This window comes from Methylorubrum extorquens (assembly GCF_024169925.1).
Classification (GTDB): Bacteria; Pseudomonadota; Alphaproteobacteria; order Rhizobiales; family Beijerinckiaceae; genus Methylobacterium; species Methylobacterium extorquens_A.
In genome coordinates, this window is the sequence record NZ_JALJXF010000002.1 from 103,706 (window position 1) to 129,151 (window position 25,446).

Genomic DNA, 25,446 nt, shown 5'->3' on the forward strand with positions numbered 1-25,446 from the left:
CCTCAGGCCGGTCGCCCGGTCCTAACTGGGACCGGGCTCAAGAGTCGGAGGAGGCCAGGGGCTTCGCGATGGGATGATCGACCGGAGAGAGGCTCCGGTGCCCGTCGCGAAAGCTAAGCCGGTGCCCCGTCTTCTCGTCCTTGCCTGCTCGGCAACCAAGCGCCCCGATCCCGACCGCATCCCGGCACTCGCGCGCTACGACGGCCCGCTGTGGCGGACCCTGCGCGCCGCCGACCCGGAGGGCCGGCGGGCCCGGGTCGCATTCCTGTCGGCGCTTTACGGCTTCCGCGACGCGGCGACGCCGATCGCCGACTACGACGCGCGGCTGACCCAGGATCTCGCCGAGCGGATGATCGCCGGCGGCGTGACGACGCGATGGCCGCGCCCGCCCTCGCCGCGGCGGCCCGACACCTGCGGCATGCACGCCGGCGCCGAGATCGCCTCGATGACAGGGTATGGCGCCGAGCCGTTCGAGGATGTCGCGCTGGTGGGTGGACGGCTCTACCTCGACGTCATGCAGGCATTCGTGGCGGGCTTCGTCACCATGGGCTGCGTCCGGCCGGACGCCCGCATCACCGTCATCAACGGGCCGATCGGCTTGATGCGGCGAGATCTTCGACATTGGTTGATCGAGGCCGCCTCGGAGCGGGGAGGGCGATCATGACCGCTCGCGTCGGGCACAACGGCGGGCCGGCCCTCGACGAGCCGGCCGACACGCGCCCCGGCCGGTGCAAGCACTGCCGGCACTGGATGGCGCCCTCGGACGAGGAGCAGCGGGCCTACGAGTGGTTCCACCTCGGTCTGTCCCGCCGCCGCGTCCGGCGGCCGACGGGCGCCTGCGACCGCGTCTTGGTCGGCAACAATCCCCGGCCGCCCTTCTCGGCCACCTCGGCCGAGTTCGGCTGCGACAACTTCGAGGCGGCTCCGCCGCCCCCGATCCCTCGCAGCGGCGGCTTCGTCACGATTTGGCAGGATGGACGCATCGCTTGGCAGGGCAGGGAGGAGGACATCCCGGCCCGCTTCCTCCAACAGGACCTCGATTTGTGAGGACTGGCGGCCTTACGTCTCCCGTTGCTGCATTCTGAACTAAATGAAAATAGAATGACGACATGAACAATCCAAAGGCATGATGCGCAAATTAATTGCGTGATAATGGTGCCGGAAGTGACTGATAAATGTAGCTTGAGGGCAGAAATCTACCTATATCCGCTCTCGTTCTGTCCCAAGACTTGAACCGACTTACGGCGCGCTCCTCGAACGAGGGGCGCGCCGATCCTCTTGCGGGGCCGGGCCCTAGCGCCAGCGTTCGCCGGTCCCGAGTCCGATCACCCGACCGTCGAGCGGGGCGATCTCGACGGCCACTTTCCCCCAGAACCGATCCCGGGCCGCATCCGCGCCGCGCGCGGCCCGAGCCCGATCCCGGGCCAGCCAGTAGGCCGGGCCGCCATAGCGCGCGACCATGATCCGGGCTCTTGCCCGGACCCGCGCACGGTCCCGCGCTTGGCGCAGCCAGCACATCCCCGCCTCGCAGGGGTCAGTTGGGGATGGCCTCTCCGCTCGGCTCCTCCGCCGCCATGTCCTCTTCGGAAAGGGCTCCGAGCAGGATCAGGACACTGCCGAGGTTGAGCATCGAGCGGATCGACCGTCCGGTGTCCACCGAGACGGAATTGCCCCGCCATGCGAGGTAGCAGAGGCGCAGAGCGGCGATGTCCGGATCGGACGTCGCGTCCAGCCGGTGGCCGCCCTTGCCTGACCTGCGCGGCAGCTTGGCGGTGAAGCCTTTCGGCGTGTAGCCGAGCTCGCTCAGCAGATCCACGAGCGCGAAACGACGCTCGGCGAGCAGGCATTCGGCCTGGATCAGGTCGCCATGGGTGACGATCCGCGACCCTTCATCGATCCCGTCCTGCACCCGTTCAAGCTCGACGAGGGCCTTGATGTAGAGGCGCTGGGCCTCGATCGTCCGCGCTTCCAGGGTTTCGCGATCGTGCGGGCGGTGCATCGAACCACCCCTGCAGGCCCGTGTCCGCGGTGCGCCCCCGCTAACGAGACTCGACCACCCATAGTCGGGGAGTTGGAAAACCGTGTCTGAACGGTCCCTACGACCTTTAGCAGCGGGGCGCCTGGACATGCGTCGCAGGCTCCCCGACCAAGAAGGTCAAGGAATCCGGCGCCGTCACGGCCGGCGCCATACCGTCAGACAAGGGGTTTCCACGCCCCAGGGCGGCGCGTACCACCCTGACCGGATCGTAGGCGCTCGTGCGGACGCGATCCAGTCCGAAGCTGCGGTTTGCCACGCTTGGTTGCGCGAGGGATCGCCCCCGCCACCAAGCCTTCGCGGCCATCGTGACGGCAACAGAGCTCTGGCGCTCCATCCGAGAGATGCCCGACCCGCTCAGATCCGGCAACGCTGGCGACGACATCACGAGAGGCCGACGACGGCGCATACCTCGGCGCGTCGTGCAGGGGCCACCCCGCTCTGATCGGCGCTGACCCTTGGTCACTCCCGGGGCCTTCCACGATCAACCCTCAAGGGGTCCGCTCCGCTCGGGCGCCTGTCGAGCGGGGACGGTCCCCGCCGCAGGACGGGAGCCGCACCATGGCGCACGATCTCACCCTCGCCCGCAGCAGCGCCTACCACCTGGCCCAGTCGCTGATGGTCTGCGTCACCCTCTTTGTCACCGACGGCGGCTACGGCGTCATGCCCAGCGACGAGTTCGACGGCGACCCGGCGAGCGTGATCCACGAGTTCGACCCCCACGGCGAATGAGAGCGGCGTGCGCCGGGCCGGGGGATTGCCCCGGCCGAGGCCTTTGCTCAATCCGCCTCGGGTTCACGCGGCAGGGCGGCCTGCCCCTGGACCGTGCTCTTCAGTCGGTGAGCAGGACGGGATCGGTTCGTTGCCGCGGCAGAGCCTTCGCCCGTCGTGCATGTCGTCGGGCCTCCCCGTCCCATGGGCTTGGACAAGAGACGGAGATCGTCGATAGCCGCGAGCCGACAATCTGATCCATGGAGCACCGCTCATGAGCGAAGTTCAGCGCCACTACGAAGATTTGCTAGCCAGTCATTATTTATGGATGAGTGGAATGACATTTTTGGACAAGGTTGCGGAGCAGCGCAAGTTGTTGGAGGTGCTTGGCTTCCTAGGGCCTGTTGTCACTTGATCCAATCGCAGGCTGCGGCGAGGCAGAGGACGCCTGTGAAGCTGGCGGCGGTCTTCTCGTAGCGGGTGGCCACCGCCCGCCATTCCTTCAGCCGCGCCCAGAGGCGCTCGACGCGGTTGCGGTTGGTGTAGATCCAGTCCGGGCAGCGGGTGGGTGCTTCGTTGCGCTTGGTGGGGACGGCCGGCTTGGCGCCCACGTCGCGGATGTGCTGACGGAAGCCGTGACTGGAGTAGCCGCGGTCGGCCACGACCCACAGCGGCACGCCGGGCAACTGGTCGAGCAACGGCACGGCGTGGGGCAGTTCGTGCGCCTGTCCCGGCGCGAGGCGGAAGGCGACGGCGCGGCCCGCGCCGTCGGCGATCACGCAGGCCTTGGTGCCATACCCGCCACGAGACCGGCCAAGCGCTTCACGACCGTCTCGCTCGGTCGCAGATCCCCCCTTTTGGCCGCACCTGCCGCCTTCTGGTGCGCCCGCATGTTGGTGCCGTCGAGGAACACCATGCCGAGCTGCACGCCGCGCTCCTGCACCAGGGCGAGCAGGCGCTCCCACACCCCGGCGCGCGCCCAGCGGATGAAGATCTGCGCCGCCCGCCACCACGGCCCGAACTCGTCTGGAATGGCGCGCCACTTGGCCCCGTTCTGGTGCCGCCACAGGATGGCCGAGAGCGTGCGTTGCAGGTCCTGCGGCGGGGTCTTCGCCTTCGGCCGGCAGGCATGCACCAGCGGCTCTAGAGCCGCCCACTGCGCGTCGTTCAGCATCAGCCCGCTCCATCCAGAGGACGGAAAACGCTCACACTCCCAGGACGTTCAGGCGACGACAGACCCTAGCATTACAGTTGCATTCGCGCTTTGAGATGGGCCTGTCGAGCGGTAGCTTGATGGGCGCGTCGCCAAGCTGACCATGCGAGCACGAAGGCGGGTTCAATGCGCCGTTGCGCCAGCCGCATCGCCACGCGCCGGATCTCCTGAATGGACCACGGCACCTGCGAGCTTGGCGATGAGCGTCGTTTTTGGGGGTGGCCCGTTGGCCAGCCGGCGCACCCGCGCCAGCATCGCGAAGGCCAGCATCACCAGGCTGACGTGCCGGTGCCAGCCGTGCCACGAACGGCTCTCGTTGTGGGCCAGCCCGAGTTCCGTCTTGGCGGTCTCGAACGCGTCCTCGATCGCCCAGCGGCGGCCCTCTACCATCACCAGCTTCTCGACCGGGGTACCGGCCGGGCACCAAGTCGTGAAGTACGCCAGCGCCCCATCCGACAGGCTGCGCCGCACCAGCAGGCCGCGCGTCCACAAGCTCTGATCGAGCGCGGCGTCGAGCGCGTCAGCCCGGAGTGTGGCCAGCGGTAGATAGGCCCAGTCGAACAGCCGCGCTCCCTTGGTGCCCGCTCCGGCCGAGAGGCGCAGCCAGTCTTGGTCGGGGATACCCTTGGCGATGTCCTCGGCGGTGCCCGCAAGGTCGAGATTTGCGTCCCAGGACCAGAACCGATGCTGACCGGTGACGCCGAGCACGTAGCCCTTGTAGGCCCGCCGCAGCGCCAGTTCGATCTCGCCCACGCCGTAGATGCTGTCGGCCGCTACCCACGCGAACGGCACCTCTGCCCGGACGGCCCGCTCGATCATAGCGAGCGCCAATCTCGGCTTGGTGGCGAACGCGACAGCCTCGGGCACATGCGCGGCTCGCAGCCGGGCTGGATCCTCAGTCCAAGCCTTGGGTAGGTACAGCCGGCGATCGATGAAGGCATGGCCCTGATCCGAGACGTAGGAGGCAAACACTCCGATCTGGCAGTTGGTGATCTTGCCGGCCGAGCCCGTGTACTGCCGGCCCACCCCGCACGAGGCTTTGCCCTGTTTGAGAAAGCCAGTCTCGTCGATCACGAGAACCGCATCCGGTGAAGCGAGCGTCTCGACGACGACGTCGCGCACCACGTCGCGCAGCGCCTCTGCATCCCAGTGTGTGCGACCGAGGATGGCCTGCTGACGCCAGGGACCCGGGTCACCGGCAGCTTCGGCGCGCATCCAGCCGGTCTTGCGCCGCTCACCGCCGAGCAGTCCGTCCAGGAAGGCGTTGGCCGAGGCGGCGACACTCGGGGCGGCAAACAGCGGGCGGATGCGCTGCTTGGTCTGCCGCAGGGTCGTCGACCAGAGTTCAAGCGTGGGCTCGAGCGAGGCTGAGGGCATCGCACTCTCCCATCCGAAAACCCTCAAATAGGAGTCTTACCCTGCAACTGTAATGCTAGCCGTGTCGAAAGGCGTGGCTCTCGATCTTGGCTGCGGTCCAGGTTATCGAGCAGCGGCTCTATGTGATCTTGGGTGCCAATCAGTTATTGCTTTAGATACAAGTCAGGCACTGCTTGATGAGTTAAAGTCTGTTACCGGCAGTCGATCCATCGATGCTCAACTTGCAGACTTGCGTGAATTTAAGTCAATCGTTGGTGCAGAGGGTGCCGACGCCATTGTCTGCATGGGGGATACACTCACCCACCTTGATGATCGAGCCGATGTGTCGAAGCTGTTGCACGATGCCTACCACACATTACGTCCCAATGGCCGGCTCGCACTGACGTTTCGAGATTTCTCGGTTGAGCTGACCGGTGCCGACCGATTTATACCAGTGCGCGCAGACGACCGGCGTATTATGCTATGCGCGCTGCTGTATGAGCCCGAGCATGTCGTAGTAAACGATCTTGTTTATCTCCGTTCGAACAATGGATGGCATCTTCGTAAAAGCAGCTATCGAAAGATCCGTCTTGTTCCATCATCGATCTCTAGTGAATTACGCACGATAGGTTTCTCTGTCGAGATAGATGTAACCATCGACCGGATGCAGGCCATCGTCGCGCGTAAGCGATAGAAGTCAAATCTATAATTGCTCCGCCTTCGGCCGAGGCCTCCATTCACTCCGGTTCGGGCTCCGGCGGCAGGGCGGCCAAGCCTTGGATCGCCGCCTTCAGTCGGTGCTTCCTCTCCGCACTGTCGACGAACCACATCTCGATCTCGACCGGATCGAGCGTGTCGACATAGGCCGAGCGCGGCACCACGCAGCCGACCTCCCGGATCGTGCGAATGTTGTGCTGGTAGCGCCGGACCTGCTCCGCCAGCGGGAGTTCCGGGCCGTGCCGGAGAAGCTGGTCGGCGGGCCACCTCGGCATTGCTCTACCCTTTCGAGCCTTTCGGCCCGCGCGGGATATTCATGCCGCTCTACGTCAAGGATCCGCAGGTCGATGCTTTGGCCGATGAGCTCGCGGCGTTGGCGCGCAGCACCAAGACCGAAGCAGTCCGGCAGGCGCTTCAGAATGAGATCGCCCGCGAGAAAGGCAAGGCCGATCTCGTCGAGCAGTCGGTCGCCTTCGTGCGCCAACTGAAGCAGCGCGCCGGTTCCGGGCCGGGACAGCCCGTCGACAAGGCGCTCATCGACAGCCTCTACGGCGAAGGCCGCTGATGTTCGTCGACGCCTCCGCGCTGATCGCGATCCTCACCGACGAAGCCGAGGCGCGGATTCTTGTGGCCCGCCTCCAGCGGGCGCCGCGCCGCATCACCACGCCGCCCGCGGTATGGGCGAACACCGTCGTGGTGGCCCGCAGCCTCGGCCTGCCGATCCCGGAGGCCAGGGAGGCGCTCCAGGCGTATCTGGCGCTCGCCAGCATCCAAGTGGTCAGCGTGCCCGCCAGCGTCACCGACGGCGCGCTCGACGCCTACGATCGCTACGGCGAGGGACGGCACCCGGCTGCCCTCAACTTCGGCGACTGCCTCGCCTATGCCTGTGCCCGCTACTACCGGCTGCCGCTGCTCTACAAGGGCGACGGCTTCGCGCGGACCGACATCGAGGCGGCGTGATCCTGGCTGGGAGCTCGGAGCGAGCGTCATCGACCGGAGCGCGTGTCAGGTCGGTCCGGCGGGCCAGGGGACGCCAGGCTGTCCTCGAACCCCCGCGCACGAACCGCTGCCCTGCGGCCTCTCGAGATCGGCTGGTCTAACCGGGGACGGCTTCGCCTCGGCCGGACTACCGCAACGGCGGGATCCCGGGTTTCTTCCCCGCCGCCCTGCGGGCGGCTCCTCGCGGAACAACAAACCCGGCCCCCTGCCGTCCTCCGCTGCGCTTCGGCCAGCACGCTGGTGCGGCGCCGGCCGCCTCCGGCTCAACGACCGCCATCGAGGCCGCGAGGGCGCGGCTCCGAAGCGAGAGAGGACCTCACCATGGCGACCATCGGCACCTTCACCCGGACCCAGAACGGCTTCACCGGCGAGATCGCGACCCTGACGATCCAGGCCAAGCGGGTCACGATCGTCGAGACGACTGGCGACAGCGAGAACGCGCCCACGCACCGCATCTACCTCGGCAAGGCGGAGATCGGCGCCGGCTGGGCCAAGCGCTCGCAGGAGCAGCGCGACTACATCTCCCTCAAGATCGACGATCCGAGCCTGCCCGCCCCGCTCTTCGCCAACCTCTTCGCCGCCGAGGATGGCAAGACCTTCCAGGCGATCTGGAGCCGCTCCAAGGGCCGCCAGCAGGGCCGCCAGCAGAGCCGCCGGGACTGAGCCCCGGAGCCTCGGCGCCCCGCCCCGACGGGCGGGGCGGGTTCAGGATCAAGCGGAGAACATCGGAATGGCTTACGCGTTTGACACACTCGGATATTCCAAGACCCTGCGCACGGCTGGTATCCCTGCCGAATAGGCAGAGGCCCATGCCGAGGCGGCCCGGGAGTTCATCATGCACGAACTCGTCACGAAGGAAGATCTGCGCACGGCAATGGAGCTTCAGACGCTCCAGATGACGGTGCGTCTCGGCGGCATCGTCGCGGCCGGTTTCGTGGCCGGGTTTGCAGCGCTTGCAGCCCTCATCAAGCTGACCTAATCGGGTTCTGGCGCCTCGCACCGCTGGGCGGGGCGCCGAAGAGCTGGAGACAGGGCTGAGTTTCGCGACGGTTCGGTGTCCGGAGAGATGGTTTCCGGCAGCCGTCGTGAGATCCCTTCCATGACCATCTGCCTGTTTTTCTGCCCGGCCTCGGTTCAGTACCTCGAGCCGGAGAACTACGTGACGTCGCCGAGACCGGTCCCGGCCGGCCGGGTGGGGCGGCCTACGACGCCGAAGATCCCTGGCACGCGCTGATCGTCGATCCGCACAGCCACGGTTGCTGGATCCACACCGGCATCGTCGGCGCCGGCATGCCCGACGGGCTGCCCGCCTCCCTCGTCGCGGTGCTGCGCGCCGCGCACGCGCAGGACGCCGTCTGGATCCTCTTCGACACCGAGCTGGAGCCGACGACGTTCGACCTGCCCGTGTTCGATCATTCCAGCCCCAGGCAGGGATAGGCGGATTCCCCCCGGCGTCGCGCCTTCCCCGCTCACCCTTCCGCGTGGCGCTGCCCTTCAGAGGGAGAGGGGGCGCTGCGCTGCGTGACGGGAGATCAGGCTGGAGAGAGGCTCCGGCGCCCGTCGCGAGAGCACCGCCGATGGCCCGCCGCCCCTCCTCCTCCCGGAAAGCCGCTGCCCGCCGCACCGAGGCCACTCCAGCCCCGCGCGTCGATCTCTACCAGCGCATCACCGACACGATCATCGCCCAGCTCGAACAGGGCCGCGTGCCGTGGGTGCAGCCGTGGGGCGACCTGCCGGGGACCGCCGCGGTCGGGATGCCGCGTAATGCCCAGACCGACCGGGCGTATTCCGGGATCAACGTGATGCTGCTGTGGGGAAGCGGCATGGCCATGGGCTACCCGACCCAGCGCTGGCTCACCTTCCGCCAGGCGCTCTCCCTCGGCGGCTGCGTCCGCCGCGGCGAGAAGGGCACCCCGGTCGTCTACGCCAATCGCTTCACACCCGAGCAGGAGCGTGCGCGGGCCTCGCAGGCGGGCGAGGAGGCGCGCTCGATCGCGTTCCTGAAGCAGTACTGGGTGTTCAACGCCGCGCAGTGCGACGGCCTGCCGGAGGACCTCTACCTGCCGCCCCCGCCGCCGCGCGAGGACCTGATCGAGCCGCGCTTCCGTGCCCTGATGGAGGCGAGCGGCCTGACCATCCACATGGGTGGCCAGATGGCGTTCTACCGCCCATCCGACGACGCGATCGTGCTGCCGCCGCCGCAGGCCTTCCACGAGCCGATCAACTTTCACAGGACCGCGGCGCACGAGATGAGCCACGCGACGGGCCATCCCTCGCGGCTCGCCCGCGATTTCACTGGCCGCTACGGCAGCGAAGGGCACGCCCGCGAGGAGCTCGTCGCCGAGATCTCGGCAGCCTACGTCTGCGCCAGCCTCGGCATCGTACCGACGGTGCGCCACGCCGACTACATCGCGTCCTGGCTCGAGGTGCTGCGCTCCGATCCCCGCGCCATCGTGCAGGCGGCGGGGCTTGCCAGCCGCTCGGCCGACTGGCTGCTCGGCCGCCTGCCGCCCGAGCTCGCCCCGGCCGGTGTCGGCGAACAGATCGAGGAGGATGGGCCGGAGGACGAGACGGCGCCCCTGCAGGAGGCGGCGTGATGCGCTTCAAGCGCTGGCCGCGTCCGACGCCGTTCGAGGACACGTCGCGCAAACGCGCGGCGTACCGGCGCAAACAAGTCCGCGAGCAGGCGGCGCTGCCCCTGTTCGCCGAAGCGATCGCCGAGCGCCAGCTCGACGTCGACGTCGAGATGGTGCGGCGTACCGGCCAATGGGAGCGCCAGCAGCAGGAGAGCCGCCGGCAGCGGGCCGACGGCTGGCGCCGGACCCGCGCCCGTCTCTTCGCGCACCCGACCGCCCAGCGCTTGGCGATCCGGGCGCTGTGGCGGGTCTGCCCATATCCGGCCGATCCGAGCTACCTCGGGACCCTGCTGCACGAGATCGCCACCGGCCGGATCGATCCGGCTCGGCCTCCGTGGGGCGGTCGGCACACATTCACCCCCCGGACGACGCCGAACCCGGCGAGCTTCGCCGAGGCCTTCCGGCAGATCGGCCAGCGCACGGTCGGCGGCGGCCCGAAGACCACCGGCGCCGACGAGCGCCTGTTCTGCGGCAATCTCGGCTCGGGGACCCTCACGATCGCGCCGTCGCGCACGTGCACGTCGCCCCGTTCGAGATCGCCGACCAACGGATCCATGCTGACGACCAAGCCGCCGGAGAGGACGACCTCGGGCGGCCCGCCCGCCGCGCCGGTCGCCTGGGCGGAGCCGGCACGGCCGGGAAGCGTGGCGGCGGCTAGGAAGGCGCCTGCGGACAGGAGAACGTCGCGGCGGCGGGCGGTCATGCGGGGTCTCCGGATTGGTGGCGGGATCTGGAAAGGGTGCGGGCGCCGCCGGGGACGGCGGCGCTCCGGCACCAAGCGTCCATGTCCGGCACGGGGCGGTGCCGCGGGGCGATCGTTCGGCGGTCGCGCGCCAGCGCGACGGCTCAGCTCGGTGCGGCGTCCGAGAGAAGGCGCCGACCTTCGCCGAGCGGTCGGGCAAGGGATTCCGCCCAGATCGCGTTGAACGGCTCGACCACGTCCAGAAGAGCCTGCTGGAAGGCTTCGCGCTTCTCCGGCTTGACGTGGAGGGTGACGGCGACGTTGCGCGTGGCGGCCGGGTCCGTGATCGGCTTTTCCGGCGCCATCGGCGAGAGGCGCACCAGATGCAGCTCCTGCGGCGCCCCGTTCAAGTCGCTTTCGATGCGGTCGACGACGGCCTGAAGGTGCGGCGTCTGGCCATGTGCCTCGACCGCGGCCTCGTTGGCCCAGCGCTCCATCAGGAGCAGCTCGTTGCCACAGTCCGCGCGGCGGTAGGCGTCGAAGGAGACGGTGCCGGCCTCCTCGCGCGAGGCGCGCGCGTTCGCGCGCATCACCGCCAGGAACCCGTCCATCGCCTCCGGTTTGACGGAGATCGAGGCATAGAACTCGATCGGCGTCGGCGCAGCGTCCTTGGCGGACGCCGCCCCGCCGCCGCCCCGCCCGGGGACGCTGCGAGAAGGAGGGTCGGCAGTCCCCGCCAGGGCCGCGCTTCGGATGGCTGCGTCGAGCGTATTCGTCATGTCGCGTCATCCTCCATATTCTTGTTCGGCCTCGTCGGATCGAGGGCGGTGACGGGGCATTCAAGCGGGCGAGCCGGGCATCGTTCCTGGCAGTCGCAGCAAGGGATTGTTGCGAAAACGGAAAGTCTGCACGTTGCTCCGGCCTTACACCGGCAAGGCGCGACGCTCACGAGTTCTCGAACAGCCCGAGATCGGCATTCTCTTCCACGACCTGCGCCAGTTCCACCTGAAGGAAGTCCATCAAGGCGCGCACGCGTCGGGGCTGGTGGCGGCGTGCGGGATAGACCAGGTGAAGCCAGCGCTCCCGGCTGCCCCACCATTCTGGCAGAATCCGCACCAGGCGCCCGCTGCGGAGGTCGGGGATGAGATCCCAGACGGACTTCAGCGTTATGCCGCCATCGGCCAGCGCGACGGCATGGGCGATCTCGCCGCTCGTTCCGGTCACGGTGCTGGGGACGTCGATCTCGACGGCCTCCTCGCCGCGCCACATCGGCCATCGCCGCGGCGGCGGCAGGCCAATCGTCAGGCAGCGATGATCCTGCAAGTCCTGCGGATGGCCGGGGACGCCATGCCGGGCGAGATAGCCCGGCGAGGCGCACAGGATCCGCGCATCGGGGGCCAGCCGCCGCATCACCAGCGCGCTGTCGGTGAGGTCGAGCTGGCGGACGGCGAAGTCGAGGCGATGCTGGATCAGGTCGTCCATCTCGTTGCTCGCCATCAGCTGGACCGTCACGTCCGGGTGGCGGTCGAGGAAGGGGGGAAGACGCGGGGCGATCTGGCGATGGGCGAAGGCCACGCCAGCGGACATGCGGATGATGCCGCTTTCGGTCTGCCGCAGACGCACGTCCTCGGCCGCAGCGACGGCATCCAGCACGTCGCGGCAGCGATCGAGGAAGACATGCCCTTCTTCGGTCAGCGCGAGTTTGCGGGTCGAGCGCTGCACCAGCCGCAAACCGAGTTCCGCCTCCAGTTCCTTCAGTCTTTTCGAGACCAGCGTGAGGGAGACGCCTAGCTCGCGGGCCGCGCGGGTCAGGCTGCCGACGCGTGCCACGGCGTCGAAGACCCGAAGGTTCTGGATGTTGTTCAGCTTGACCACGGAAAGCTCCGAATCGGCACGACCCGAGATCGGGGGTGACGCCGGAGCTATCGGCCCCGACCCGAAACCGTCAATTCTTCCCGTTTCGAGGATTGTGCATTGCGAAGACGGCCTGCAACGACGGCGCGGCGGAGGCGGTTCTCCCGACATGCAGCGATCGATACCGTCTCGTCCCTCGCCGCGTGCCGCTTCCAAACGACAGGCAAGGCGCACCATGGCCGAAACCAGCACCTTCAACACGCAGCGATCCGTCGATCGCGAGACGGCCAACCGCATCCTGGCCTCGACGGTGGATGCGGCGCGCGAGCGGAACTGCGCCGTCAGCGTCGCCGTCGTCGATTGCGGCGGCCATCTGGTCGCGTTCAACCGGATGGACGGTGCCTTCCACGGCAGCGTCGATGCCGCGATCGGCAAGGCGCGATCATGTGCCGGTTTCCGGGCGCCGCTCCAGGCGTTCGGCAAGCTGGCGCGAGAGAAGCCTTGGCTCGGCGATCTGCCTGGCCTGATCCCGCTCGGCGGGGCCGTACCGCTGACGCATGCCGACGCGTTCGTCGGTGCCGTCTCCGTCAGCGGCGACACCGAAGAGAGCGAACAGTCCCTGGCCGAGTTCGCGGCCAAGACCTTCGCAAGTTGGAGCTGAAGCCATGACGCAGGACACCCGAACGCCCCAGCCGCGCGGCATCGAGCATGTCGGACTGACCGTCCCGGATATGGAGGCGGCGGTCCGCTTCTTTCGCGATGTCTTCGGGGCCGAGGAACTCTACGCCCTGACCAGGAAGGAGGCCGCGCCGATCGGCGGGCCCGAGGTCAGCGCGGTGAACGGGATCTCACCCACCAGCGTGATCCGCGACCTGCGCATGCTGCGCCTTCACAACGGGCCCAACCTCGAACTCTTCGAGATGAGCGAGGTGCATCGCCCAACGCCGACCGGCATCAACGACATCGGTCTCCACCATTTCTCGATCTACTGCGACGACGTGGCGGCGATCGCGGCCAAGGCGCGGGACTGTGGGGCGCAGCTTCTCGAGGGTCCCTCGCCGTTGAGCTCCTACGAGGCCGGGGACGGCAACACGATCCGATTCATCCGCACGCCCTGGGGGATGCTCATCGAACTGATCCAGATCCCCTCTCCGGGCCGGGAGATCGCACGCCGCTGGCTCCCCAGCTCATAGGATCGCGTGCGTCGAGAGCTGCCGGCTCCTCGATCCCATTCGGCCGAGCGCTCGACGCGCGACGACGCCCCCGTCGCGACCTTCGGCGCCGACACGCCGCGGCCACCTCGCTCGCCCCATCGACGGCAAACCGAGGACGCAAACGCCTCCCCAAGGAGGCCGCCGCCTCGAGGCGGCGCCAGAACCGCAGGCACAAGATGTCCCATGCCCACCTGCCGACCGCCGCAAGAGCGTTCATCCCAAAGGCCGAGCGAACGCGCGTCAACGTTTCACTCATCCTCCTGACGCTCGCACTGGGTGCCTTCGCCTTCGGAACCGCCGAGTTCGCCGCCATGAGCCTCCTTCCGGAGATCGCCGCGGATTTCAGCCTCGGCGAGCCTGCCGCGGCACGCGTCGTCAGCGCATACGCCATCGGTGTGGTCGTCGGCGCGCCCCTCATCGCGTTTCCGCTGGCGCGCGTATCGCGGCGACGCCTGTTGATCGGCTGCATGGCGTTGTTCGCATTCGGCAACGGCTTGAGCATGATGGCGCCGTCCTTTTCGACGCTACTGGTTTTCCGTTTTGCGAGCGGCATCCCGCACGGTGCCTATCTCGGCATTGCCGCTCTCATGGCCGCCTCTCTCGTCGAGCGTGACAAACGTGCCAGTGCCGTGGCGACGGTCATCCTCGGCCTGACCCTCGCCATGATCGTCGGCGTCTTCGCCGTGACGGCGCTCGGCCAGGCCTATGGATGGCGCTGGGCCTTTGCCTCGCCGGGTCTTCTCGCGGTTGTGGTGACCGGGCTCTGCATATGGCAGCTTCCTCAGGACATGCCGGATCGCCGAGCGGGTGCCTTGACTGAACTCAAGGGGCTCTGGAACCGACAGATCTGGCTCGTGCTTCTGACCGGCGCCATCGGCTTCGCAGGCTTCTTCGCCGTCTATGCCTACACGGCGTCCATCCTCGTTGCCGTCACGGGGCTGGAGAAGCGGTGGGTTCCGATCATGATCGCGCTCTATGGGTTTGGCATGACCGGTGGAAACTTCGTTGCCGGACGGCTCGCCGACCGAGCTCTGTTGAGAACGCCGGTGATCTTCCTGTCCGCCGGTGCACTGGCCCTCGTCGGGTTCGCGCTCGCGGCCGAGAACGCGTGGACCGTCGGGCTTGCCATGCTGGCCGTCAGCTTCTTTAGCGCCACGAGCGGTGTGCTTCAGACACGGCTGATGGACGTGGCTGGAAACGCCCAGACAGCGGCGGCGGTCTTCAACCACAGCGCCTTCAACGTGGCGAATGCGATCGGCCCATGGCTTGGCGGCATCCCCATCGCATTGGGCTACGGCTTTTCCTCGGTAGGCTTCGTCGGTGCGGTGCTGTCTCTTGGCGGTCTCGCCATCTGGCTGCTGGCTTGTGCCGAGAGCCATCGAACGCGGACGCCAGCATCGGCCCGAAGGTGATGGCAGCTGGAACTGATGCGGTGGATGCCCCCACCGAACGGCATCTCGTATGCCTGACGGTTCAATCGGAACCGATCGAAGGGGTCATTGACGACGACGAAGATCATGTCCGGGATGAGCGTGGTGGACACCGCCTCGCGCCGCTGGGCGTCCGCCGCCGCGGTCCAGAAGATCATGAACGCCGCCGTGAAGTCGGAGGGCTCAGCCAAGGTGCTGGGCCTGAACATGGACCGGATGCGGGCCCTCGGGCTGGACGATGAGATTGACCTGACCGGCTGGCTTTGGACCGGGCTGATTGAGAGGATCAGCCAGGACTGAAGGAGCTGGATATGAAGCGAGGTCAGAAGGCGAGTGCGGAGCAGGTGGTTCTGAAGCTGCGCCAGATCGAGGTTCAAACGGCCCAGGGCAAGACTTTGGCCCTGGCCTGCAAGGAGGCCGAGATCTCCGAGCAGAGCTACTATCGCTGGCGCAAGGAGTACGGCGGCCTGCAGATTGATCAGGCCCGTCGGATGAAGGATCTGGAGCGGGAGAACGCGCGATTGCGCCGGCTCGTGGCTGACTTGTCCCTGGAGAAGCAAGTGCTGGCGGATGTCGCCTCGGGAAACTTATAGCCCCGGAGCGACGCCGGCAGGCAGTCGACGCGATCCAGGAGAAGTACGGCCTCTCGGAGCGCCATGCCTGCCGGATCGTCGGCCAGCACCGGGGCACGCAACGCTACGTGCCGACGGTGCCGGCTGACGAGGATGCGCTGACCCGCGCCATCATCGCCCTGGCGTCCGAGTACGGACGCTACGGCTACCGCCGTGTCACCGCGCTGCTGCAGGCGGCGGGCTGGCAGGTGGGCAAGGACCGGGTTCAGCGGATCTGGCGTCGTGAGGGGCTCAAGGTACCGCAAAAGCATCGGCCACGAAGCCGGTTGTGGTTGAACGATGGCTCCTGCGTACGGCTGCGGGCTCTCCATCGCAATCACGTCTGGAGCTTCGACTTTGTCCAGGGTCAGACCCATGACGGGCGAAGCCTGCGCATCCTGACGCTGATCGACGAGCACAGTCGCGCCTGCCTGGCGCTCAAGGTCGCGAGGCGCATCAATAGTCTGGGTGTGATCGAGGCGCTGGCCGATGCGATGTGTCTGCATGGCATCCCAGAGAACATCCGCTGCGACAATGGTCCAGAGATGATCTCGAAGGCTTTGCGGAAATGGGTCGCCAAAACCGGCCCACAGATCCAGTACATCGCACCAGGATCGCCCTGGGAGAATGGCTATTGTGAGAGCTTCAATGGCAAGCTGAAGGATGAGTGCCTACGCCAAGAAATCTTCTACTCGCTCAAGGAGGCACAGACCGTGATTGGGATCTGGCAGAATACGTACAACCGCGTTCGACCGCATTCGTCCTTGGGCTACCGGCCGCCCGCGCCTGTCACCTTCCCGGATCTGGCCTTCCGGCTACCCGTGGCCGCTACCATGCAGTAGCCTCTCAATCGGCTCGGTCCAAAATACCGGTCAGGTCAATCCCAGCCCTGGAGGGCTGCCGCCGCCGATCGTGGCCACCGCCTCGCCGAAGTCGACCTGGGCGTGACCGGGCGGGTGGGCCAGCGGCACGAAGGTCTCCTGCCCCTGTGCCCGGCAGATACGCACGTGATCCTTCACCACCGTGTAGCCGCCAGCATAGCCATGCTCGTCGCGCAGGCGCTCGAAGGTCCGCTTGGCCGTATGCCGTTGCTTGACCGGTGCGATCCGGTCCGCATCCAGGATCGCCGCGATCACCGGCAGCAGGGGCCCGAGCTTCGGCTTCTCGACCGGCTTCGAGCGTGTGTAGCCCGGCGGTAGCGAGAACCGACCCATCTTGGTGATCGTCTCCCGGCTCAATACGAACTGCCGAACGGCCGCGTAGACTTGCACGACGAACATCCTCGGCCCCTCTCGAAAGAGAAGCCTCTCCACTGGCCGGCTTTTACCCCGCCCGCATCAGCACTCCGCCGACGCTCCAGTGGATCGTTCTGTCACCGCCCTGCACAACGTCGCAGGGTGATAGCCGGGTCGACCGGTGGCGGCGGGCGTCAGGCCGGCAAAGCCGAGGGCCGTGAGATCGAGCTCATCGACGACGCGGGTCGGGTTATTTCGGGCAACCCAATCGTCCAGACAGGCAGAAATCAACGTAGCGTGATTGCGGTCTGCGGCTTTGACAAAGCGTGCCATATTTCATTTCCCGCCTTGGAAGAAAGAATATCCTATTTTACACGAAACTTTAACAAGAAGAGTTCTCAGGAAAATCGTTCGTATATACGAGATGAGACGGCATTTTTGATTTCGACCTGCGTGATATCCTGGCAGCGCTGCGGAACGCAGGCCATCGAATGCTCATGGATGGTGAGCGGTGTCGCCGCATACGATGCAGATTTCGATGCGACGGGCGGACAGGCCGGACGTCTCGATCAGCTTGCGACCTCCGGCAGGCGGATCAAAGGAGATCGGCTGCGAGACCTCGCGAACGGAACCCAGCAGGTCATCTGCGGCGAGTTTCAAGCTTACGCGGATGCGAGCACTACGGTGCCCGTGTTGATCGTGCGCGCCATCGACAGCAGCTTCTACGAGGTCGCCGCCGACGACACGCATGTCCTGCAAAACCTCAAGGCGACCTTCCGCGATGTAAGGTCAGCCTGATCATTAAGCGCGCTTTTCACACAGCCTGGGCCGTCAGCGGACCGCCTGTTCCAGCCAGGAGGACCGAATGCGGGGAACGACGGTGCGTCCTCGCACGCAGCGGAGACGATGCCGATGTGATCGGAAGTGCCAGAGATGCAGTCCGCAAATCCCTCTCATCGCGTAACCGGACCCGCCAGAGACGAGGCAGGAACGGCCTCGACCCCGATCCGGAGTATCCATAGGGGCGGCGTCCGCTCATGCCGCCTCGGATAGGAGGTGGGAGAGCGTCGGAGAAGTCTAAAGCATCGTTCTGGATACCTGATCCAGGACGATGCTTTAGGCTCTTGTTTTCGCATCATCTTTCTTCCGAAAGCCGGCAGCCACCTTTCGGGACGATGCTCTAATGGATGGATGGCCCGTTCAGAACACGGAGAAGCTCAGGCCAGCGAGGAACGAGGTGAACTGCGCGCCGGGCACGACGCGGGAATTGGCGCCGAGCAGGTTCTTCTGATGCAGGACGCCGATGAAGGCCTTCATGCGGTTGGGCTTTTGGTAGAGGAGGTCGCCGAGGTCGAGGACGAGGTTGCTGCGCATCAGAACCTCGGCCTTCAGCCGTCCGCCCTTCGGGTCGTCGCCGCGGGGCGGGTTGTAGGAGGCGAAGCCCGTCAGCGACAGCGGCAGGCCCGTGAACGTCAGGGGCACCAGATAGGTCGCTTCGACGCGGGGCACGATGTCCGTCCCGGTCTGGCGAAGGGGCGGCAGCAGATCGGCAAAGCGGAACCAGTCCTTCTGGGCGAACACCGCGAGGTTGAAGAAGCCGACCGGGACATCGAACGAGACGCTGAGGCCGCCCATCGCCCGGGTCCGCAGCAGCGACAGCCGCGTGTTGTCGCTCTGGTGATCGACGCCGTAGGCCAGCGACACGTCCTTGATGATGCCGGGCAGGACGAAGAGCGGCGTTCCCGCCATGGCGTTGCCGCTCAAGGTGCCGCGATAGGTCAGGAACAGGGTGGTCTGGCCGTAATCGAAGGTCGTGGCCGGTCCGGGATAGGGCGGCCTGCCGGCCGGGATCTGCGAACCGTAGCGCCGCAGGTCGAGGTTGACGAAATTGGTGCCGTACTCCCAGCCATTGACATGGGTGAGGCTCAGCATGTTGCCCGGCGCGCTGCGGCCTTCGATGGAGCGTCCGGCCCGGCCGCCGGTGACGCCCGGCTGCCGGAGATCGTTCAGGTATGTGTAGGTCACCTGCGTATCGCTGAACCGGAAGAAGGGCGAGGACGGTTTCGGCGGTTCGGGCCCCAGGGGAGCGCCCGACGGCCCCTGGATCAGGTCTTCCGCCTGCACCGCGCCCGGCGCAGCGCCGGCAAGTATCAAGGTGGTGGCCAGAAGAGCGGCGGCGCGTGCTGTTCTGCCGCGTGTGCTTCGCGAATTTTCCCGCCGGTAGTACGACAGGCATGAAATCGATATTTTAACTTTCATCCCTCTCCCCATTTGCTTGTGGTTGGCATCAACGGCCGTGGTCTATTCTTGATATTCGAGCGTGCCACGCTGTGCGGCTGCGTGCTCTTGCGTCACGGAAGCACGCTGTGGTTGCATTTCCGCGCATGGAGCGGGTTGAAACGGTTGGAAAACCGGCGTCCCGACGGGTCCCGACAAGTGACGCGATTTACGCTGACCGGATACGGAGGCTCAGGATCGTGGCCGCGCCGCCCGAGACCATCAGGATCGGAATGAGCGCGACGAGCACCTCGACGTCGCTCCGGCCGGCGCCGACGAGCGTTCCGGCCAGCATCGGCCCGAGGACGGAGCCGAAACGTCCCATCGAGACGGCAGCCCCGACTCCCGTGCCGAGGACATCGGTCGGATAACAGCTCGGCGCCAAGGCGTAGAGCACGGCCTGCGTTCCGGCCAGCGCGACCCCGAGGAAGAAGCCCGCGAAGACCAGCGCCGACAGGTCAGAGGGAACCAAGGCAATCAGGATCAGGGCGGCGACGCTCGCGCTGAACACGAGGGCCGCGGTCGTCACTTTTCCCCAGCGATCCATCAGGAGACCGGTCGCAGTGCTGCCCAGGGCGGAGCCGAGATTGAACACGAACTGCACCCAGGAGGCGTCGGCCCGGCTCATGCCACGGGCGATGACGAGCGATGGAAGCCAGTTGAGCAGGAGATAGAGGACCAGCAGTCCGAGCACGAAGGCAAGCCACAGGATCAGAGTCGTTGCTGCCCGTCCTTCGCCGAACAGGGCCGTCGGGACGCTCCTCACGCTGCCCCCACCCCGCTGTGCGCTGGCCGTGCTGCTGTGCGGCAGCCAAGCCCAGATCAGCGGCACGACCAGAAGCGGCGCGACACCCCCGGTGATGAAGATCGTCGACCAGTGGTGGGATTCCGCTCCGACAAGCGTGAACAGACTTGCCAGCGCGCCCCCGGCCGGAAGGCCTGCATAGAGCAGGGCCACGGCGCTCGCGCGCCGCCCCGGCGCGGTGCTCTCGGTGACGAGGGCGATCAGGTTCGGCAGGGCGGACCCGAGCCCGACACCCGTGAGAAGACGGGCGAGGAGCAGCACCTCGAAGCTGTGCGCCAGCCCCGTGAGGATCGACATGAGGCCGAACAGGGCGACCGAGACGATGAGGGTCTTCTTCCGGCCGAACCGGTCGGAGAAGCGGCCACCGAAGGCGGCGCCGATCAGCATCCCCATCGTGCTTGCCGAGAAGAACAGGCCGAGCTGGCCAGGGGTGAGGTTGAAGATGGAAACGAGCCGTGGGGCGACGACGCCGGCCGCCTGGAGATCGAACCCTTCGATCAAGGTCACGAGGCAGCAGAGGCCGACCGTCACCGCTCCTGCCCTCGGGGTGCTGCGCCCCAGTATCAATGCGTCAGCCATGCGTTCCTCTCCCTCTTCAAAGGTCTGATGAGCGGCCCTTGTTCGGGCTCTTCTCCGAAATCTGTCGTCCGGTCCGGAACCGGGCCGCGGCTCACGGCCCCTGGCCTCGCCGACAATCGGTTCCTGGTGTTCGGTCGCGGCGAGGACGGGCGCCCTCAGGGCGGCGCGAAGATCATGAGCGCATCGAGGGCGACGGCGCCTTCGCCGACGGGCCTCACCACGACGGGGTTGAGATCGATCTCCCGGATGCGCGTCTCGCTGAGGAGCGCTCGGCCCACGGCCGCGGCCACGCGGGCGACCGCCGCGACGTCGAGGGCCGGAGCGCCGCGGAACCCGTCGAGCAGGGCGGCGCTGCGCAGGGTGCGGATCTGGTCGGCGATGGCGGCCTCGTCCAGGTCCGGCGGCAGCAGGCACACGTCCTTGAGCACCTCCGCCTGGACGCCGCCGAACCCGACCAGCACCACCGGCCCCCAATCCGGATCGCTGCGGCCGCCGACGATCAGTTCGACGCCGCGCGCGCCCATCCGTTCGACGAGGACACCGTCGAGCACCAGGCCGGGCCGGTGATGCGCGATGTTGGCGGCGAGCTGCGCCCAGCCCCGGGCCAGGTCGCCCGGGTCGGCGAGGCCGACGATGACCCCGCCGGCATCGCTCTTGTGGGACAGCTCCGCCGACTGCGCCTTGAGGACGACCGGATAGCCGAGCTGTCCGGCCGCTTCGTGTGCCTCCGCCAGGGTCGTCGCCATGCGGCTCTCCGGGAACGGGATGCCCAGGGGTGCCAGCAGGGCCTTGGCCCGGTATTCCGGTGCGACGCCCCGGACGTCGTCGGCGAAGCGCGGTGGCAGGGGCGGCACCGGCACGGCCTCCGCGGGCGTCCCACCGCGCCGCGCCGCCACGGCTAGCGCGCGGATCACCCGCTCGCAGGTGGCGAAATAGGGGACCCCGAGGGCGCGCAGGGCCGCGATATGCTCCCCCGCCACAGCCGCGCCCTCGTCGAGGCCGCCGAAGACGACGGGCTTTCCCGGCTTCAGGGCGCGCAGGGCCGCGATGATCGGCGGGAATTTGAGGGCGCAGGTCGCCGTGTCGGTCTGGATGATGCCGAGCACCACGGCGGCGACTCGCGCGTCGTCCAAGAGCGCGGCTAGCGCACGCCGGTAGAGGTCGGGATCGACCAGGGCCTGAGCGGTGAGGTCGACCGGGTTGCTCACCGGCACGAAGTCTGGCAACGCCGCCCGCAGTGCCGGGCTGTCGGCGTCGCCGAGCGGCGGCAGGGCGAGGCCGACATCCTCCGCAAGGTCGAGGGTCAGCGCCTTGTAGGCGCCGGATTCGGTGAGCACCGCGGTGCCACCCGCGCCGAAGGGCGGGCAGCGCAGCAGCAGTTCGGCGACGTCGCCGAGTTCCTCCAGGGTGCCGACGACGCTGACGCCCGCCCGCTCGACCTTGAGGCGCATCACCGCGTAATCGCCCGCGAGCGCCCCCGTATGGGTCGCGGCCGAGCGGCGTGCCGCCTCGCCGCGCCCGGGATGGAGCAACACGACCGGCTTGCCGGCGGCGCGCGCCCGCTCGGCCGCGGCCAGGAAGCGGGCGGGTCGGCGGAACTGCTCGACGATCATCGCGATCACCCGGGTATCGGGGTCGTCGACGAGGTGGTCGACGTAGTCCTCGACGCCGCTCGCGGCCTCGTTGCCGGTCGAGATCGAGTAGGACAGGCCGAGATCCCGAGCCAGCAGCGTGACGCCGAGTACCGCCGCCATCGCGCCGGACTGCGACACGATCCCGATGCCGGGCCGGCCGGCCAGGGGCGTCACGGGCAGTTCCACGAAGGTGAGCGGCACGCCGTCCACGAAATTGATGAGGCCGAGGCAGTTCGGCCCCTCGACGACCATGTCGGCGTCCCGCGCGATCTGGGCGATCGCGCGCTGCTCGGCGAGCCCGGACTCCCCGCCCTCGGCGAAGCCGGCCGAAAAGATGATCGCTGCCCCGACCCGGCGCTCCGCCAGGGCGCGCACGGTCTCCAGCACCGCCGCGCGGGGGATGGCCAGCACCGCGACGTCGATGCCCTCGGGCAGCGCCTCGACCGAGGGCAGGCAGGCGCGGCCGGCGATCTCGGCGCGCCGGGGATTGATCAGGTGGATCGGGCCGGCATATCCGGCCCGCGTCAGGTTCGCGAGGACCGAGGAGCCGAGCGCGCCCGGCTTGTCGGACGCGCCGACGATCGCGACCGATCGGGGCCGGAGCAGGCGGGCAAGGTTGGGCATGACTCGGCTCTCCCTCGCGGCGCAGGCGATGCGCGCGGGCTCATCGGGATGGGTCGGGGATTGCGGCAGCGGCTGCCGACGGGCCGGGCGGCCTCCGCCGCCCAGGTGTCCGCCGGGGCGCTCTCGTCAGGTCTTATGCTTGGACAGGTCGTAGGCGCCGAGGCCCGGCTTGTAGCTCTTCTCGTCGATGAACTGCCGGATGCCCTCTTTCCGACCCTCATTGTCGAAGCTGTTCGCCGCTTCCTGAGCCCGGATCAGATAATCCTCGGCGTCATCGTAGGTCATGTCGGCGACCCGCCGCACTGCGTCCTTCGTGGCCTTCAGGGCGACCGGGTTCTTCTTCAGGAGCACGGCTGCCACCGCCGCGACGCGCGCCCGGAGTTGATCAGCCGGCACCGCCTCGTTCACGAAGCCCCAGGCGGCGGCCGTGCGGCCGTCGACGGTCTCGCCCATCATCGCGTGGTACATGGCGTTGCGGAACGAAGTCAGCGCCACCGCCACCTTCGTGGCGCCGCCGCCCGGCAGGATGCCCCAGTTGATCTCGCTGAGGCCGAACTGCGCCTCCTCGGCCGCAAAAGCGAGGTCGCAGGCGTAGAGCGGCCCGTAGCCGCCGCCGAAGCACCAGCCGTTGACCATCGCGATGGTGGGCTTTTGATACCAGCGCAGACGCCGCCACCAGCCGTAGCTCTCGCGCTGCGCCTTGCGGGTACCGGCCAGCCCCTGCGCCTCGGTTTCGCGGAAATACTCCTTCAGGTCCATGCCGGCCGACCAGGCCGTGCCCTCGCCGGTGAGCACCAGGACGCCGACGTCCTCGCGGAATTCCAGCGTATCCAGAACCTCCATCATACGCCGGTTGAGGGCGGGCGACATGCAGTTGCGCTTTTCGGGCCGGTTGAAGCGGACCCAGGCGACGCGGTCCTGGACCTCGTAGGCGACGGTGTCGTGATCGTTGGCCATGACTGTTGTTCCAATGAAGTCCGCGAGTGGATGCGGGACAAGATCCGAAATGAGATTCGCGACGGGAGTTCGGAGAAGACTTGAGACGGGTGCCGCGGGCCGGGACCGGTCCTCACCGCGACGCGGAGGAATCAACCGCGACGTGGTCGGGCCTGCGGAGGCCGTGCGCGACGAACAGGGTCCGGCGTATCCCGTCGTGCGGCCCCGGCGCGGCGGCGCCGGCCTCCTGCGCCGCGGCGGCGCCAGCCGCGAGCGCGAGCCGTTCGGCCGCGCAGCGTGTCGTGAGACGGTTCATCGCGCGCCTCCGTCAGATCGGAAAATGGCCGGGCTGGGTCTCGACCGTGATCCAGCGCAGCTCCGTGAAGGCGTCGATGCCGGCCCGACCGCCGAAGCGGCCGTAGCCGGAGGCCTTGACGCCGCCGAAGGGCATCTGGGCCTCGTCGTGCACGGTCGGCCCGTTGACGTGGCAGATGCCTGACTTGATCCGCCGCGCTACGCGCAGGCCCCGCGCAGTGTCGCGGGTGAAGATCGAGGCCGAGAGGCCGTATTCGGTGTCGTTGGCGAGAGCGATCGCCTCTGCCTCATCACGGGCCCGCACGAGCGCCACCACCGGGCCGAAGGTCTCCTCGCGGAACAGCCGCATGGCGGGCGTCACCCGGTCGACGACATGGGCGGGCATCAGCACGCCGTCGGCCGCCCCGCCGGTCAGCAGCGTCGCGCCGTCCGCCACCGCATCCTCCACGAGGCCCCGCACGTGATCGACCGTCTTCAGGTCGACGACCGCGCCGAGGGGCGCCCTGCCCTCCCGGGGATCGCCGACGCTGAGCGCGGCGGCCTTGGCGCGGAAGCGCTCGGCGAATTCGTCGGCCACTGCGTCGAGCACGATGATGCGCTCGGTCGACATGCAGATCTGGCCCTGGTTCATGAAGGCGCCGAAGGCCGCGGCCTTCACGGCCTCGTCGAGGTCGGCATCCTCCAGCACGAGGAGCGGGGCCTTGCCCCCGAGTTCCAGCAGCACCGGCTTCAGGTGCTCGGCCGCCCGCCGGGCGATGACCCGCCCGACCGACGTGGAGCCGGTGAAGTTGATGCGGCGCACGGCCGGGTGGTCGATCAGCGCGCCGACGACGGCGCCGGCCGCCTCAGGCCGGTTCGCCACGAAACCGAGCGCGCCGTCCGGCAGACCGGCCTCCCGGAAGGCTTCGACGATCAGCGCATGCGTGCGCGGGCACTGTTCGGAGGCCTTCAGGATTGCCGTGTTGCCGCAGGCGAGCGGCACCGCCACGGCGCGCACGCCCAGGATGATCGGGGCATTCCAGGGCGCGATGCCGAGGACGACGCCAGCGGGCTCCCGCACGCTCATGGCGAGGCAGCCCGGCTTGTCGGAGGGGATCACCTCGCCGCCGATCTGCGTGGTCAGCGCCGCCGCCTCCCGGGTCATGCCGACGGCGAGCTGGAGGTTGAACCGGGCCCAGGCCTCGGTCGCCCCGATCTCCGCCGTCATCGCCGCCACGAAGGCGTCGGCTCGCGCCGTCAGGCACTCAGCCGCCCGCAGCAGCACGGTGCGTCGGGCCGTCGGCCCGAGCTCGGACCAGGCCGGCAGGGCGGCCTCGGCCGCGTCGGCGACCGCACGGGCGGCGTCCACGTCGTGGGCGGGCATCCGGGTCGCGACCGCGCCGGTCAGCGGGTTACGCCGCTCCAGGTACGACGTATCCGCGGGCGCGGCGCCCGGCTCCGTGCTGGTGTCCAGCATGGTTTCCTCCCGATGATTCTCAACTCTTGTTATGTGACATAACATAATGGCGACGGCAGACAAGAGCGAAGTCGTCCGTAGTCCATCCCATCCCGACGTCTTCGCCGCCTTTTCGCGACAGCGCTTC

General features: G+C 67.9%; 31 protein-coding genes and 2 pseudogenes. 18 read left to right on the forward strand and 15 right to left on the reverse strand.

Features of this window, described 5'->3' with window-relative positions:
• Positions 1 to 121 precede the first annotated feature (121 nt).
• Both J2W78_RS23840 and J2W78_RS23845 read left to right on the forward strand, forming a co-directional pair.
• Positions 122 to 664 carry a hypothetical protein gene (locus tag J2W78_RS23840; RefSeq protein WP_209688081.1) on the forward strand — a complete coding sequence of 181 codons (543 nt, stop codon included), beginning with the start codon at positions 122 to 124 and terminating at the stop codon, positions 662 to 664.
• Complete coding sequence (locus tag J2W78_RS23845) at positions 661 to 1,047, forward strand: hypothetical protein (RefSeq protein WP_209688082.1); 387 nt, start codon at positions 661 to 663, stop codon at positions 1,045 to 1,047. The genes J2W78_RS23840 and J2W78_RS23845 overlap by 4 nt, the downstream gene beginning before the upstream one ends.
• A gap of 246 nt (positions 1,048 to 1,293) precedes the next feature.
• On the opposite strand, the gene J2W78_RS23850 is transcribed toward J2W78_RS23845, so the two are convergent.
• Together J2W78_RS23850 and J2W78_RS23855 are read right to left on the reverse strand one after the other, a co-directional pair.
• Positions 1,294 to 1,461, reverse strand: a complete 168-nt coding sequence (locus J2W78_RS23850) for a hypothetical protein (RefSeq protein WP_209688083.1) — start codon at positions 1,459 to 1,461, stop codon at positions 1,294 to 1,296.
• Positions 1,462 to 1,534: 73 nt separating this feature from the next.
• Entirely contained in the window at positions 1,535 to 1,999 is a 465-nt protein-coding gene (locus tag J2W78_RS23855) for a hypothetical protein (protein ID WP_209688084.1), read from the reverse strand.
• A gap of 597 nt (positions 2,000 to 2,596) precedes the next feature.
• Between J2W78_RS23855 and J2W78_RS23860 the strand changes: the two genes are divergently transcribed.
• Entirely contained in the window at positions 2,597 to 2,767 is a 171-nt protein-coding gene (locus tag J2W78_RS23860; protein WP_209688085.1) for a hypothetical protein, read from the forward strand.
• Positions 2,768 to 3,020: 253 nt separating this feature from the next.
• The gene (locus tag J2W78_RS23865) at positions 3,021 to 3,161 is read left to right on the forward strand and encodes a hypothetical protein (RefSeq protein WP_209688086.1); all 141 of its coding nucleotides are present in this window, start codon (positions 3,021 to 3,023) and stop codon (positions 3,159 to 3,161) included.
• Here J2W78_RS23865 and J2W78_RS23870 read toward each other — a convergent pair.
• Positions 3,154 to 3,920 (reverse strand): IS5 family transposase gene (locus J2W78_RS23870; protein ID WP_153876776.1). Its coding sequence is split into 2 segments (ribosomal slippage): positions 3,154 to 3,605 and positions 3,605 to 3,920, totalling 768 coding nucleotides; the frame shifts between segments, so codons are not numbered across the junction. The two genes, J2W78_RS23865 and J2W78_RS23870, sit on opposite strands and share 8 nt — an antisense overlap.
• 162 nt (positions 3,921 to 4,082) lie before the next feature.
• Positions 4,083 to 5,336, reverse strand: coding sequence for an IS701-like element ISMch7 family transposase (locus tag J2W78_RS23875; RefSeq protein WP_253374200.1), 1,254 nt, complete (start codon positions 5,334 to 5,336; stop codon positions 4,083 to 4,085).
• A 73-nt stretch (positions 5,337 to 5,409) separates the two neighbouring features.
• Here J2W78_RS23875 and J2W78_RS23880 point away from each other — a divergent pair, with 73 nt between their 5' ends.
• On the forward strand, positions 5,410 to 6,009 hold the full coding sequence (locus tag J2W78_RS23880; protein ID WP_253374201.1) for a methyltransferase domain-containing protein: 600 nt from the start codon (positions 5,410 to 5,412) through the stop codon (positions 6,007 to 6,009).
• Between the two features lie 43 nt (positions 6,010 to 6,052).
• On the opposite strand, the gene J2W78_RS23885 is transcribed toward J2W78_RS23880, so the two are convergent.
• Positions 6,053 to 6,307 carry a hypothetical protein gene (locus J2W78_RS23885; protein WP_209688089.1) on the reverse strand — a complete coding sequence of 85 codons (255 nt, stop codon included), beginning with the start codon at positions 6,305 to 6,307 and terminating at the stop codon, positions 6,053 to 6,055.
• A gap of 41 nt (positions 6,308 to 6,348) precedes the next feature.
• On the opposite strand from J2W78_RS23885, the gene J2W78_RS23890 reads away from it, so the two are divergent.
• The 7 genes from J2W78_RS23890 (at position 6,349) to J2W78_RS23920 (ending at position 10,593) form a co-directional block, all read left to right on the forward strand.
• Positions 6,349 to 6,597: a type II toxin-antitoxin system VapB family antitoxin gene (locus J2W78_RS23890; protein WP_209688090.1), complete on the forward strand. Its 249-nt coding sequence runs from the start codon at positions 6,349 to 6,351 to the stop codon at positions 6,595 to 6,597.
• Entirely contained in the window at positions 6,597 to 6,992 is a 396-nt protein-coding gene (locus tag J2W78_RS23895) for a type II toxin-antitoxin system VapC family toxin (protein ID WP_209688091.1), read from the forward strand. The genes J2W78_RS23890 and J2W78_RS23895 overlap by 1 nt, the downstream gene beginning before the upstream one ends.
• Positions 6,993 to 7,352: 360 nt before the next feature.
• On the forward strand, positions 7,353 to 7,694 hold the full coding sequence (locus J2W78_RS23900) for a DUF736 domain-containing protein (protein WP_253374202.1): 342 nt from the start codon (positions 7,353 to 7,355) through the stop codon (positions 7,692 to 7,694).
• A gap of 172 nt (positions 7,695 to 7,866) precedes the next feature.
• Positions 7,867 to 8,010 (forward strand): hypothetical protein, encoded by a 144-nt coding sequence (locus tag J2W78_RS23905; protein WP_253374203.1) that lies wholly within the window; start codon positions 7,867 to 7,869, stop codon positions 8,008 to 8,010.
• 311 nt (positions 8,011 to 8,321) lie between these two features.
• Entirely contained in the window at positions 8,322 to 8,468 is a 147-nt protein-coding gene (locus J2W78_RS23910) for a hypothetical protein (RefSeq protein ID WP_209688094.1), read from the forward strand.
• 140 nt (positions 8,469 to 8,608) lie between these two features.
• Positions 8,609 to 9,628, forward strand: a complete 1,020-nt coding sequence (locus J2W78_RS23915) for an ArdC family protein (protein WP_253374204.1) — start codon at positions 8,609 to 8,611, stop codon at positions 9,626 to 9,628.
• Entirely contained in the window at positions 9,628 to 10,593 is a 966-nt protein-coding gene (locus J2W78_RS23920) for a hypothetical protein (RefSeq protein ID WP_253374205.1), read from the forward strand. Before J2W78_RS23915 ends, J2W78_RS23920 begins: the two co-directional genes overlap by 1 nt.
• On the opposite strand, the gene J2W78_RS23925 is transcribed toward J2W78_RS23920, so the two are convergent.
• Both J2W78_RS23925 and J2W78_RS23930 read right to left on the reverse strand, forming a co-directional pair.
• Positions 10,514 to 11,128, reverse strand: a complete 615-nt coding sequence (locus J2W78_RS23925) for a putative quinol monooxygenase (RefSeq protein WP_209688095.1) — start codon at positions 11,126 to 11,128, stop codon at positions 10,514 to 10,516. The two genes, J2W78_RS23920 and J2W78_RS23925, sit on opposite strands and share 80 nt — an antisense overlap.
• 166 nt (positions 11,129 to 11,294) lie before the next feature.
• Positions 11,295 to 12,224, reverse strand: coding sequence for a LysR family transcriptional regulator (locus tag J2W78_RS23930; RefSeq protein ID WP_253374206.1), 930 nt, complete (start codon positions 12,222 to 12,224; stop codon positions 11,295 to 11,297).
• On the opposite strand from J2W78_RS23930, the gene J2W78_RS23935 reads away from it, so the two are divergent.
• The 5 genes from J2W78_RS23935 to J2W78_RS23955 all read left to right on the forward strand — a co-directional run bounded on the left by J2W78_RS23935 (position 12,205) and on the right by J2W78_RS23955 (position 16,300).
• Positions 12,205 to 12,864, forward strand: coding sequence for a GlcG/HbpS family heme-binding protein (locus tag J2W78_RS23935; RefSeq protein WP_253374207.1), 660 nt, complete (start codon positions 12,205 to 12,207; stop codon positions 12,862 to 12,864). The two genes, J2W78_RS23930 and J2W78_RS23935, sit on opposite strands and share 20 nt — an antisense overlap.
• 4 nt (positions 12,865 to 12,868) lie before the next feature.
• On the forward strand, positions 12,869 to 13,396 hold the full coding sequence (locus J2W78_RS23940) for a VOC family protein (RefSeq protein ID WP_253374208.1): 528 nt from the start codon (positions 12,869 to 12,871) through the stop codon (positions 13,394 to 13,396).
• Positions 13,397 to 13,593: 197 nt separating this feature from the next.
• Complete coding sequence (locus tag J2W78_RS23945; RefSeq protein WP_209688099.1) at positions 13,594 to 14,829, forward strand: MFS transporter; 1,236 nt, start codon at positions 13,594 to 13,596, stop codon at positions 14,827 to 14,829.
• A gap of 87 nt (positions 14,830 to 14,916) precedes the next feature.
• Positions 14,917 to 15,147 (forward strand): hypothetical protein, encoded by a 231-nt coding sequence (locus J2W78_RS23950; RefSeq protein WP_253374209.1) that lies wholly within the window; start codon positions 14,917 to 14,919, stop codon positions 15,145 to 15,147.
• A gap of 11 nt (positions 15,148 to 15,158) precedes the next feature.
• Positions 15,159 to 16,300 (forward strand): IS3 family transposase gene (locus J2W78_RS23955; protein ID WP_253374210.1). Its coding sequence is split into 2 segments (ribosomal slippage): positions 15,159 to 15,426 and positions 15,426 to 16,300, totalling 1,143 coding nucleotides; the frame shifts between segments, so codons are not numbered across the junction.
• Positions 16,301 to 16,360: 60 nt separating this feature from the next.
• Here the strand turns inward: J2W78_RS23955 and J2W78_RS23960 are convergent.
• Both J2W78_RS23960 and J2W78_RS23965 read right to left on the reverse strand, forming a co-directional pair.
• Positions 16,361 to 16,738 (reverse strand): annotated as a pseudogene (locus J2W78_RS23960) (IS21 family transposase); the annotation flags it as partial.
• 99 nt (positions 16,739 to 16,837) lie between these two features.
• Positions 16,838 to 17,026: pseudogene (locus J2W78_RS23965) on the reverse strand (IS5/IS1182 family transposase); the annotation flags it as partial.
• A gap of 168 nt (positions 17,027 to 17,194) precedes the next feature.
• On the opposite strand from J2W78_RS23965, the gene J2W78_RS23970 reads away from it, so the two are divergent.
• Complete coding sequence (locus J2W78_RS23970; RefSeq protein WP_253374211.1) at positions 17,195 to 17,491, forward strand: hypothetical protein; 297 nt, start codon at positions 17,195 to 17,197, stop codon at positions 17,489 to 17,491.
• A gap of 402 nt (positions 17,492 to 17,893) precedes the next feature.
• On the opposite strand, the gene J2W78_RS23975 is transcribed toward J2W78_RS23970, so the two are convergent.
• The 6 genes from J2W78_RS23975 to J2W78_RS24000 form a co-directional block, all read right to left on the reverse strand.
• Positions 17,894 to 18,718, reverse strand: coding sequence for a hypothetical protein (locus J2W78_RS23975; RefSeq protein ID WP_253374212.1), 825 nt, complete (start codon positions 18,716 to 18,718; stop codon positions 17,894 to 17,896).
• A 421-nt stretch (positions 18,719 to 19,139) separates the two neighbouring features.
• Positions 19,140 to 20,354: a 3-(3-hydroxy-phenyl)propionate transporter MhpT gene (gene mhpT, locus J2W78_RS23980; protein ID WP_253374213.1), complete on the reverse strand. Its 1,215-nt coding sequence runs from the start codon at positions 20,352 to 20,354 to the stop codon at positions 19,140 to 19,142.
• Positions 20,355 to 20,509: 155 nt separating this feature from the next.
• Complete coding sequence (locus tag J2W78_RS23985; RefSeq protein ID WP_253374214.1) at positions 20,510 to 22,612, reverse strand: acetate--CoA ligase family protein; 2,103 nt, start codon at positions 22,610 to 22,612, stop codon at positions 20,510 to 20,512.
• 126 nt (positions 22,613 to 22,738) lie between these two features.
• Complete coding sequence (locus tag J2W78_RS23990; protein ID WP_060771147.1) at positions 22,739 to 23,569, reverse strand: p-hydroxycinnamoyl CoA hydratase/lyase; 831 nt, start codon at positions 23,567 to 23,569, stop codon at positions 22,739 to 22,741.
• Between the two features lie 112 nt (positions 23,570 to 23,681).
• Complete coding sequence (locus tag J2W78_RS23995) at positions 23,682 to 23,864, reverse strand: hypothetical protein (protein WP_253374215.1); 183 nt, start codon at positions 23,862 to 23,864, stop codon at positions 23,682 to 23,684.
• Between the two features lie 12 nt (positions 23,865 to 23,876).
• On the reverse strand, positions 23,877 to 25,319 hold the full coding sequence (locus J2W78_RS24000) for an aldehyde dehydrogenase (RefSeq protein WP_253374216.1): 1,443 nt from the start codon (positions 25,317 to 25,319) through the stop codon (positions 23,877 to 23,879).
• Positions 25,320 to 25,446 lie beyond the last annotated feature (127 nt).